This window comes from Microbacterium sp. B19, assembly GCF_000333395.1.
In the GTDB taxonomy this organism is placed as follows: domain Bacteria; phylum Actinomycetota; class Actinomycetes; order Actinomycetales; family Microbacteriaceae; genus Microbacterium.
Window position 1 is genome coordinate 24,256 of sequence record NZ_BADA01000199.1, and the last position, 10,556, is coordinate 34,811.

General features: G+C 67.8%; 9 protein-coding genes and 1 pseudogene. 6 read left to right on the plus strand and 4 right to left on the minus strand.

The features are described from left to right. Window positions 1-207 precede the first annotated feature (207 nt). The 3 genes from I5G_RS07455 (at window position 208) to I5G_RS07470 (ending at window position 3,756) form a co-directional block, all read left to right on the plus strand. Window positions 208-1,242 carry an agmatine/peptidylarginine deiminase gene (locus tag I5G_RS07455; RefSeq protein WP_022878495.1) on the plus strand — a complete coding sequence of 345 codons (1,035 nt, stop codon included), beginning with the start codon at window positions 208-210 and terminating at the stop codon, window positions 1,240-1,242. Continuing rightward, complete coding sequence (locus I5G_RS07460; protein ID WP_022878496.1) at window positions 1,239-2,930, plus strand: amidase; 1,692 nt, start codon at window positions 1,239-1,241, stop codon at window positions 2,928-2,930. The genes I5G_RS07455 and I5G_RS07460 overlap by 4 nt, the downstream gene beginning before the upstream one ends. 439 nt (window positions 2,931-3,369) lie before the next feature. Beyond that, window positions 3,370-3,756, plus strand: a complete 387-nt coding sequence (locus I5G_RS07470; RefSeq protein ID WP_022878498.1) for a helix-turn-helix domain-containing protein — start codon at window positions 3,370-3,372, stop codon at window positions 3,754-3,756. Between the two features lie 7 nt (window positions 3,757-3,763). Here the strand turns inward: I5G_RS07470 and I5G_RS25785 are convergent, their stop codons facing one another. Together I5G_RS25785 and I5G_RS07480 are read right to left on the minus strand one after the other, a co-directional pair. Next, window positions 3,764-3,910, minus strand: coding sequence for a hypothetical protein (locus I5G_RS25785; protein ID WP_022878499.1), 147 nt, complete (start codon window positions 3,908-3,910; stop codon window positions 3,764-3,766). A gap of 421 nt (window positions 3,911-4,331) precedes the next feature. After that, window positions 4,332-5,159, minus strand: a complete 828-nt coding sequence (locus I5G_RS07480) for a DUF3800 domain-containing protein (RefSeq protein ID WP_022878500.1) — start codon at window positions 5,157-5,159, stop codon at window positions 4,332-4,334. Window positions 5,160-5,361: 202 nt separating this feature from the next. Here I5G_RS07480 and I5G_RS07485 point away from each other — a divergent pair, with 202 nt between their 5' ends. From I5G_RS07485 to I5G_RS07495, 3 genes are all read left to right on the plus strand, one after another. Next, a complete protein-coding gene (locus I5G_RS07485; protein WP_022878501.1) occupies window positions 5,362-5,619 on the plus strand; it encodes a hypothetical protein in 258 nt (85 codons plus the stop codon). A gap of 64 nt (window positions 5,620-5,683) precedes the next feature. Beyond that, window positions 5,684-6,481 (plus strand): hypothetical protein, encoded by a 798-nt coding sequence (locus tag I5G_RS07490; RefSeq protein ID WP_022878502.1) that lies wholly within the window; start codon window positions 5,684-5,686, stop codon window positions 6,479-6,481. Window positions 6,482-6,623: 142 nt separating this feature from the next. Then, complete coding sequence (locus I5G_RS07495) at window positions 6,624-7,469, plus strand: HIRAN domain-containing protein (protein WP_022878503.1); 846 nt, start codon at window positions 6,624-6,626, stop codon at window positions 7,467-7,469. Window positions 7,470-7,623: 154 nt separating this feature from the next. On the opposite strand, the gene I5G_RS07500 is transcribed toward I5G_RS07495, so the two are convergent. Both I5G_RS07500 and I5G_RS25790 read right to left on the minus strand, forming a co-directional pair. Further along, entirely contained in the window at window positions 7,624-8,958 is a 1,335-nt protein-coding gene (locus I5G_RS07500; protein ID WP_022878504.1) for a hypothetical protein, read from the minus strand. A 355-nt stretch (window positions 8,959-9,313) separates the two neighbouring features. Beyond that, window positions 9,314-10,556: pseudogene (locus tag I5G_RS25790) on the minus strand (hypothetical protein); the annotation flags it as partial.

Consider the following 10,556-nt stretch of genomic DNA (forward strand, 5'->3'; position numbering starts at 1 on the left):
CCGCGACGCCGCGGTGCCCTCCCCGGGTTTGGGGCGCGTTCCTTGCTTCGGGGCGTGAATCCTCCGCCCCGAAGCGACGATCACGCCCCAAACCGGACACACCCCGCCGCCACACCCCGCCGCCACACCCCGACGCCACACCCCGACGCCGCACCCCCACGCCCCCCGCCACACCCCGCCGCCCACCCCGACCCCGAAGGACCCGCGATGACCTGGCGCATGCCGTCCGAGACCGCTCCGCACTCCCGCACGTGGATGGCGTTCCCGAGCGAGGGACCCACCCTCGGGGACACGGATGCCGAGCGCGAAGCGGGCTACGCCGCGTGGACCGCGGTCGCCCACGCCGTCGCCGAGTTCGAGCCGGTGACGATGCTCGTCGACCCCACCGAGCTCGCGCGCGCCCGCCGGATGCTGTCGAGCGAGATCGAGGTGCTCGAGGCGCCCGTCGACGAGTTCTGGCTGCGCGATTCGGGTCCGACGTTCGTAGTCGACCCCGAGCGTCCGGGCGTCCTCGGCGCCGTGGACTGGATCTTCAACGGCTGGGGCGACCACGACTGGTCGGTGTGGCAGAAGGCCGCGCACCATGGCCGGATCGTCGCCGAAGCGGTCGGCGCCGAGCTCGTCAGCTCGGTGCTGGTGAACGAAGGGGGTGGCATCCATGTCGACGGCGAAGGAACCGTCCTGCTGACCGAGACCGTCCAGCTCGACTCGCGCCGCAACCGGTACGCGACGCGCGAGCGGGTCGAGGCCGAGATGCTCCGGACGCTCGGCGCGACGCACGCGGTGTGGGTGCCGCGCGGTCTCACGCGCGACTACGAGGACTTCGGCACGAGCGGCCACGTCGACATCGTCGCGACGATCCCTTCGCCCGGAGTGCTGCTCCTCCACGAGCAGCGCAACGCCGCGCACCCCGACCACGCGGTCACGCGCGACCTCCGCGCCTTTTTCGAGACGCAGACGGATGCCGCGGGCCGCTCGTTCGACATCCGCGACCTGCCCGCGCCGGCCACCATTCGCGACGCCGACGGCGACACCGACTGGAGCTACGTGAACCATCTCGTCGTGAACGGCGGCGTGATCGCCTGTGGTTTCGGCGAGGAGGAAGCGGATGCCACGGCTCGCGGCATCCTCGAGGACGTCTATCCGGGCCGCCGGGTCGTGACCGTCGACGCCCGCGAGCTGTTCGCGCGCGGCGGCGGCATCCACTGCATCACCCAGCAACAGCCGGAGGTGTCCGCATGATCGATGTGGTCGAGGCATCCATCGCCGATCTCGCCGCCGCCCTCGCCGAGGGCCGCACCACCGCCGTCGAGCTGGTCGAGGCGCACCTCGCGCGCATCGACGCGTACGACGGTCCCGACACCGCGACGAAGCTCAACGCCGTCGTCGTTCGGAACCCGAGCGCGCTCGCCGAGGCCGCCGAGTCCGACGCCCGTCGCGCGGCGGGTGAGGCACGGGGACCGCTCGATGGCATCCCGTACACCGCGAAGGACAGCTACTTGGTGCGCGGCCTCACGGTCGCCGCCGGGAGTCCCGCGTTCGCCGACCTCGTCGCGCAGAACGACGCGTTCACGATCGCGCGACTGCGCGAGGCCGGTGCGATCTGCCTCGGGCTGACGAACATGCCCCCGATGGCGAACGGCGGCATGCAGCGTGGGCTGTACGGCCGCGCCGAGAGCCCGTACAACGCCGACTTCCTGACGTCGGCGTTCGCGTCGGGCTCGTCGAACGGGTCGGGCACCGCGACCGCGGCGTCGTTCGGCGTCTTCGGCCTGGGCGAGGAGACGTGGTCGAGCGGCCGCGCGCCCGCGGCCTGCAACGGCCTGTGCGCCTACACGCCGTCGCGCGGCGTGATCTCGGTGCGCGGTAACTGGCCGCTCGTGCCGACCATGGACGTCGTCGTGCCGCACACCCGCTCGATGGCCGATCTGCTCGCGGTGCTCGACGTGATCGTGGCCGACGACCCCGAGACGCGGGGCGACTTCTGGCGCGCGCAGCCGTGGGTTCCGCTGCCCTCCGTGGAAGAGGTGCGGCCGCCGTCGTTCGCCGCGCTCGCCGAGGGGTCCTCGCTGCGGGGCAAGCGGATCGGCATCCCGCGCATGTTTGTCGGCGACGACCCCCTGGTGGGAACCGGTCCGCGCGGTGTGGGCGGGCCGACCGGTGAGCCGATCGAGCTGCGGCCGTCGCTGCGCGAGCTTCTCGACGTCGCCCGCGCGGATCTCGAGGCAGCCGGCGCGATCGTGGTCGACTGCGACTTCCCGCTCGTGAGCAACTACGAGGGCGATCGTGCGGGTGCGCCGACGATCAAGACGCGCGGTCTGGTGTCGCAGGAGTTCCTCGACCGCGAGATTGTCGACCTGTCGGCGTGGGCGTGGGACGACTTCCTCCGCGCGAACGGTCACCGCGGTCTGGCGTCGGTGGACGGCGCGGCGATCTTCCCGCACCCTTCCGGTGCCCTCCCGGATCGTTACGACGGTTTCGACGACGACATCGCTGAATACCCCGCGCACGTGCGCGAGCATCCGGTGGCGTCGTTCACCGATATTCCGGCGCTGGCCGAGGGGCTGGAGGGTCTGGAGGAGACCCGCCGACGCGACCTCGAGGAGTGGATGGATGCCAACGGCTTCGCCGCCGTGGCCTTCCCGACGCTCAGCGACGTGGCGCCCGCCGACGCCGACGTGAACGAGGCGTCAGCCGACATCGCGTGGCGGAACGGTGTGTGGGTCGCGACGGGCAACCTCGCGATCCGTCACTGCGGGGTGCCGACGGTGACCGTGCCGTTGGGGACGATGCCGGACATCGGGATGCCGGCGGGTGTCACGTTCGCGGGTCGTGCGTACGACGACGCGGCGCTGTTGTCGATGGCCGCGGCGTTCGAGGCGCTGCGTCCGCGGCGGACGGTGCCGCCGCGGACGCCGGCGCTGGGGTAGGAGCGCGCGGCAGTGCGACCCGGCGCCGTGTGGTGGCGGGGTTGTTGCGGTTTGGGGTGCGATTCGCGCATCGGGGCGTGAATCTTGCGCCCCAGTGCACGGAATGCGCCCCATTCCGCGCTCACGCTCCAACGAGGATGGATGAACTTCGCTTGTTCAAAGGTGGACTGAACAAGACCCCTCTTGCTTGCCGAGCAAGGGGGGACTTTTCTATCCTGATGCGAGCGCAGAAGACGCGGGACGTGCTGCAGCACCTGAGAAGCATCGACTGGGTCTACCTGCGGGATGGGCAAGGCAGCCATGAGTTGTGGGGCTTGCCCGATGGGTCGAGGAAGGCGATCGTGCCCGCTGGGCATCGCGAGGTGTCCGCTGGCGTGCTTCGTCAGATCGAAAGGGCCGGAGCAGTGCTTCCGGCGTCGTGGAAGTGACGGGAGGAATCATGGTTCGCACGTTCGACGTCACCGTGGAGCGCGAGGGGCGCTGGTGGGTGTTCGAGATCCCGGAGCTCGGAACGGGTGGCCAGGCGGCGTCTCTCAACGAGGTCGATCACGAGGCGCAGGGCGTTGCCGCGATGTGGCTGGATGTCCCGCCCTCCGAGGTCGCTGTCACTGTCAGCGTGCAGGGCGCCGAAGCCCTCCTCGACGAGTGGGCGGCGGCAGGCCGGGAGGAGGCCGAAGCGCGGCTCGCTCAAGCGCGTGCGGCGGAGCGGCGTCGGGCCGTCGTGGCGCAGCTCCGCGCGCAGCGGTACTCCGCTCCGGACGTGGGCCGTGTGCTCGGCATCAGCCCCCAGCGCGTCTACCAGATCGAGAAGCGAAAGGCGTCCTGAGACCCGCTCAGCACGTCCCGTCGACCCACGTGACCACTGTGGAGTTGTTCTTGTCGACCTCGGCGAACGCCGACGTGACCCCGGTCGCGACGGTGTCCGTACCCTTGCGCAGGATGCCGTCGGCGCCCAGGGTCAGCAGCGTGCCGACGGCCACGCTGTCGGCCGGTGCCGCCGCGGACGCCGGCGCTGGGGTAGCGGGCTCGGCGGCTCGCGCGGACGTTCGGCGCCGCGTTCGGGAGCCGTTGTCGCGATTTGGGGCGCCACGGCCCCTGCGGGTTTGGGGCGCGACGGCCTTCGCGGTTTGGGGCGCGATTCTCGCATTGGGGCGTGAATCTTGCGCCCCGATGCGCGTAATGCGCCCCAATCACGCCCACGCTCCAATGGAAACGCGATTCAGTTGGAGCGTGAGCCGGTGGGTGCAACCGCACTCGGAGCGTCGCAACGACGTTCCACGGCGAGCGGCCGCTGCTCGAACCACCCGGCGGGCTCGGCAGAGAACGAGTCTCGGCCTCGGCTGTCGGTCGCCGAAGCGCCCGCGTGTTGACCCTCGTCGAGAGTCGAGATCGCCGCAGCAGTCAGAGGCCGTCGTCGATCGAGTAACGCCAGTGCGCGTAGGGGAGGCTGACTTCCCCGGCGCCGCGGGCGAAGGTGTCTTCACCGAGCACCCAGTGGTTGAGATTGTTCAGCTTGTCCGGGAACAGCTTCAGACCCGTACCCCCGACGATGCCGCGCCAGTTGACGCACATCATCGGCTCGATGAGGGAGATCAACTCGAGCCCGTGCGGGACTCCCGCGACCGCGGCCGTGACGCTTCCGGCGATGAGGTCGGCGAGTTGCAGATGCGGATGCAGGTGCGAGGGCGCCGTCAGAATCTGGGTCACGATCGCGTTCGGTTTGACGTAGTCCGTTCCCACGCGAACCATCTCCGCGCGATCGGTCAGCCAGCTCGCTTCCTCGCGATGGGTGCCGCCGGGCTTGTCGAACACGATGATGCCGCGATCACCATTGTTCTCGAGTTGCGCGGAGATGCGTTCGAACATGAACGTGATCACCGCGTCCTCTGGCCCCTCGCCGCCAGCGGACGCGATCCCACCATTGGTGTCCCAGACCACGACGATGACTCCTACATCGTGCGCTTGAGCGAGTTCCAAGACGCGTCGGCGGAGCGGGGTCTGCTTCGCTTTGCGATCCTCCGACTCTGCCCACCAATTGCTCCGCTGGGAGTTCGACCATTTCAGTTCCACGTCGTGGGGCACGTCGAACTCGTCGTAGGCCGCGCGGAAGGCCTGGTCGAATGGCTGTATCTGTTCTTCGTCGAAGATGGCCGCGCCGAGCGCGACCAGTTGTCCCATGTCGCGCCGTCGGCCGCGCTGCTTGGTGTCGTCAACGTATGCGATCCGCATATCCGCCCCTCGTCGTGCTCGTCCCCGTCACGGTAGCTACGTGCAGCTAGCAGCCGGTTCGGATACTCAGCGGTTGAACGCCGGGCGATGTGCCGCGGCCCGCTCGGGCGCACGCTCGTGCTATCGCCTGCTCGGTACTCGCCCGCCTTCGACAAACGTAACTGTGGTACTTTGCTACCTGTTCGACAGAAAGGGTCCGCCGATGGCCACCACTGCGCCCATCAAGGTCGACGCTGAGACCGACCGTCTCGTCTCCAACGCCGCGCACTTCCTTCAGCGCTCCAAGAAGGACGTCGTCGATGCGGCCGTGCGGGAGTACATCGATGCTCATCGTGAGGAAATCGAGAAGGGTGCTCTCGAAGCTCTGCGGTCGCTAGACGGCACTACTCGCACTGCGGTGAAGATGCTCGCCGACGCGAGTGACGACGAGGTGGATTCGCTCGGCGGACTCAGCAGATAACTTCACCCGCTCTCGCCTGTGGGAAGACGGAAGCCGCCCGCTTGCCCGCACTACTGTTCTGCGAATGAGCGAGAATGTCCGTCCGACGAAGCGAGCTCTCACGGATCTGGGTCGCTCGTTCCCACCTCTCGACGTCGAGCTTCACCGGGTCGATGACGCCCTGATCCAGAAAGCTCAGGCACTGCCGGCGGAGGTGGCCGCCGGGGGTGCCGAGCGCGTGCGCTCGCTGTCAGATCGCGTGTGGTTCAAGATCAAGACGAACGACCTGCGCGGAGCGGCGGGACAGGTCGACACGCCGGCAGAGTTCAGCTCAGAATCTTCTGCTGGTCTTCCGTCCGCAGCGTGGTGGATTGTCGCTGCTGGCCACAGGCAAAGCGATACCAAGAATCGGGACTTCTATGCCCGGCTCGAGGCCGAGAGCAGGCGTGCTGCCAAAGGTGTTCCCGCGTCAGTCAATTCCACGCACCTCGTGCCGACGCGCGAAGACTACCGTCGGTGGGAGCTAGAGCAGATCGCGCTCGTGGTGATTGCCATGCAGAGCAAAGTGCGGGAGGTGATTGCCCGCGCTGCTCAGACGGGCAAAGTCTGGCGGGCAAGTATCGGCACCTTCGAGATCGGTGCCCTCGTGAAACAGGTGGACAACGAGTCGTACCTCGCCGTGACCGCGGACGGTTTCTGGGATGCGAAGGCTCTCGCGGTTCTCCTCGATGCCGTCCCCGGTGTCAGCGCGGAGGACTGGCAAATCGAGCCGTCGGAGGTGATGGGAATCACCCCGGCATCAGGACAAGTGATCTACTCCACGATCATCCCCGCAGACTCCCTTGCGGCCATTCTGAATGAGGTGAACGACATCTTCCTTTAGTGGGTTCCCTGTAGGCGTTCGGCTCTTGGGCTGAACGCGCGGGACGGGCGTTTGACTATGCGGTGTTTTCGGCGATGACGGTGAAGTTCAAGACGCCTCTGCCAAAGGGCCGTGGGCTCGGGGGTCTGGCAGGATGGCGCGCATGGGGATCTTGCAACGGCTTTTCGGTCCGAAGCAGCCACCCGCGGAACAAGTGCACATCCCGACAGCTCTGGATTGGTCCAGCGCGGTACCCGATCTCGTGAAGCTCTCCGGCACTACCACGATCGGGAAAGAGGCGATCGCGGCCCTTGCACAGCGGTCTGACCCCGATGACTCGGGCTACATCGAAGCGGTCGGCTCCCTGCAGCGTGAGCCGAATAACCCGGTGGACCCTCATGCCGTCGCCGTGTTTGCGCAGGCGGAACGGATCGGCTACCTTCCGGGCCACGTCGCAAAGGCCTTGGAACTTTCCCCGCAGGGATCTCGGCCGGTGCGACTGCAGATATTCACGCAGCTGCTGGAGAAGGGGTTGCGTGCCGAAGCATGGTGCTGGCTCGGTGAGGGGGCACCGGTCTGGCAGTGGTCCGAGCAGAATAGGCCGCCTCTCTCCGTGAGTGCCAAGCGCAGCGCCGAGCACCGGGAACGCCACCGACTCGTGAGGGAAGCGCTAGCAGAAGGAGGCAAGCGAGCCGAGCAGTTCAAGGCTGGGTCGGTCGACGGGTTGCACTACTTGCAGGCGGTCGAGCCCATCAAGCAGCTCAAGCGCGAGGGCAGGCTGGACGAAGCGCTCGCGCTTTGCTATGTGGCCATTGAGGGAGCAGAGCGGGCCGCGCGGCGAGAGAAGACCTCACCGCCGCCCTTTTACACCGAGCAGGCAGCCATCGTGCATCGAAAGCTCGGCCAGCGTGACGAAGAGATCGCGGTGCTCCGCCGATACGTTGCGGCGTGCCCGCCCCAACACCGGGAGACTTCGTTGAAGGCGCGACTAGAGAAGCTGCTGGGGTGACTCGGTAGAGGCCTCGACATTTTGGTCTACACGAGGCCGTACAGCTCCGGGTGGTGGGCCGCGGCCCTTCGCGAGACCGACTGTGAGGCGCTGCGTATCGGGGCGGCGCGGCCCTAAGTTGCCCTCCTGCTGATATCGAACTGATCGTTATCGCTCAGCAGGCCCCGTCGACCCACGTGACCACCGTGGAGTTGCTCTTGTCGACCTCGGCGAAGGCTGACGTGACCCCGGTCGCGACGGTGTCGGTTCCTTTGCGCAGGATGCCGTCGGCGCCCAGGGTCAACAGCGTGCCGACGGCGGTGCTGTCCGCGGGGACGGTGGCATCCACGCTGCCCGCCGGAGAGGCAGACCCGGTGTCGGTCCACATGCGCCGGTGCATGCCGGTCGCGTCGACGTACGTCACGGTGAGGTAGTTGTTCTTGTCGAGTTCGGCGAAAGCCGAGGTGACCCCCGCGGTGATCGTGTTGGCGCCCTTGCGGAGCACGCTGTCGGGCCCGAGGGTGACGAGCGTTCCGACGGCGATACTGCCGGCGGGCACCGCGGCGTCGGCGCTGCCCGCCGCGTACGCCGCGCCGGTGTCGGTCCACATGCGGCGGTGCATGCCGGTGGCGTCGACGTAGGTGAGGTTCAGGTAGTTGCTCCTGTCGAGCTCGGCGAACGCCGAATTCACCCCACTGGCGACGGTGGTGGTCACCCGGCGGAGCACGCCGCTCGGGTCGAGAGTGACGAAGGTTCCGAGGGCGAGGCTGTTCGCCGGAACCGCGACATCCAGCTTGGCGGAGGGGTAGGCGACGCCGGTGTCGGTCCACATGCGCCGGTGCATGCCACTCGCGTCGACGTAGGTGACGGTGAGGTAGTTGTTCTTCTCCAGTTCGGCGAACGCCGAGGTCACGCCGAAGGAGATCGTGGATGCCGCCCGCCGCAGGACACCGCTCGGATCCAGCGTCACGAGGGTTCCGACGGCGTGGCTGCCGGTGGGCACCGCGACGTCGGTGCTGTCCGCGGGGTAGTCGGCACCCGTGTCGGTCCAGACACGACGGTGCGCGGTCTGAGTGGTGGTGCTCGGCGGTGCCGTGAGGGCGGCCGCTGCCGTGGCGCCGGCGGTCGTGGCGGTGAGGGTGCCGGTGGTGCCTCCCGCCTGGACCTGGATCGGCGGGAGCGCGACGCGCCCGTTTGAGTCGGACACTCCGGTGAACGTGGTCGCGCCGCTCTCGAAGCGATAGCCGGTGGAGGCGACGACGGTCACGATGCTGCCTGCTGCGGCGCCGCCGTCGGTGAAGACGGTGATGGACGCGCCGGTGACCGGGGCGCACACCGAGCCCGTGTAGGACGTGCGGTCGAAGGTCAGCGTCGTCGTTGCGGAAGCGGAAGCCACGGGCGCGAGGGCCGCGGCGGCGATCGCGGGAAGTGTCCATGCGGCGCCGGTGAGGACGGATCGGCGGTTTGGCCGGTGCGGGGCAGAGGTCGCAGCCTCGGGGGACGTGGTCATGCGAAAGTCCTTCGAGGGGTGGGGATAGACCGTCGATTCTCGCGTCTCCACAAATCGCGCGGGTGCTTCATCGCGGGACGCAGCACGGGTGAAATTGCTAAGACGGGGCGAGTGCACGCTGATCAGAGCGGCCGGGGGTGGCAGGCGCCTGGTGAAGGCGGCGAGGTGGCCTGGGCTGCGCACCGATGCCGTTCACAGGCCGTCGCAACGCGCGAAATGGGTGGGCATAGCCGGCTGTCAAGCCGGGTGGCGCTATCACTGTCTGGCGTCGCCGTGTGGTCAAGGTCTGGGATGGTGTGCCGGGGCAGCGAATGCCAGCCCCGGCACGCGGCATGCGCCTCGAACCGCCGGAGTATCAGCAGGGTGTGCTGTCGATGTATTGCACCCAGCCCAACGTGCCTGATGTTCCACCCGCGACGTAAGACGCGCCAGTATCGACGATCTGACCGCCTGACCACACGTTGGTCCCGTCGACGAACCAGCCCCATCCGCGGGTCGCGGTCGCCGTCGCGGGCGTGGTGGGAAAAGCGGCCGGGGCGTCGTGGTCGATTCGGCTGAACCACGAGCCGCCTTGCAGATACACCACCCAGTTGCTGTTTGTTGGCGAGTTGCCAACTACCTTGCTGACGTTCTTCTCCACCAAGTCTTCGTCGTGCCACAGATCGCTGCCGTCGACGAACCATCCAAACGACCGCGTCGCGGTCGCCGACGCGGGGACCTGCGAGAAAGTCTTGACGTAACCGCTGTTGTCCCTGCCGTACCAGGTGCCGCCGGTGCGGTACTGCACCCAGTTCTGGCCGTTCGTACCGCCTTGAACTCCGCTTACACCGGTGTCGACGATGTCCGTTTGGTACCAGAGGTTGGTGCCATCCACAAACCAACCCCACGAGTTCGTGGGTGTCGCCGTGAGGGGAATTGAGGGGAATGTCTGGGAGTAGCCCTGACTATCCCGGCCGATCCATGTCGAGCCCTTTAGGTACTGGACCCACCCGACACCGCCATTCGTGTTTCCCGCGATCTTGGTGACCCCGGTGTCGACTTTTGTGTTGTCCTTCCACAGGTCTGTTCCGTCGAGGAACCAACCCCACGCATCCGTCGGTTTGGCTGTGGCGGGAATCGACCTCCATTGGGTGAAGAAACCGTTGCCGTCTCGACCTGTCGCATAAACGGGAGTTCCGGCGCCGGAGAGGGTCGCCGACGTGGTGGAGGCGCCCGACGTCATCGAGGTAAGCGTGCCAGTGCTCGTGCCGTAGGGCACGTTGATCTCCGGCAGATTTACGCGACCGTCTGTGCCACTGACCTGGGTGTTCGTGGTCGCTCCACCCGCGAACGTGTAGCCGCCGCTCAACGTCGTGGTGACGGAGCGGCCAGCGGTGGGGGTGCCGTTGACGGTGACCGTGACGTAGGCGCCGGTGATGGTGCTGCACGCGGTGCCGGAGTAGCTGCTCTGGTTGAAGGTGAGCAGCGCCGTGTTGAAGGCGGCTGCGGCCGCGGGGGCGACGGTCGCGACGGCGATGGCGGGGATGGTCCAGGCCGCGCCCTGCAGGATTCGTGCGCGATTCAGATCAACGGGGGGGGGGGGGGGGGGGGGGGGGGGG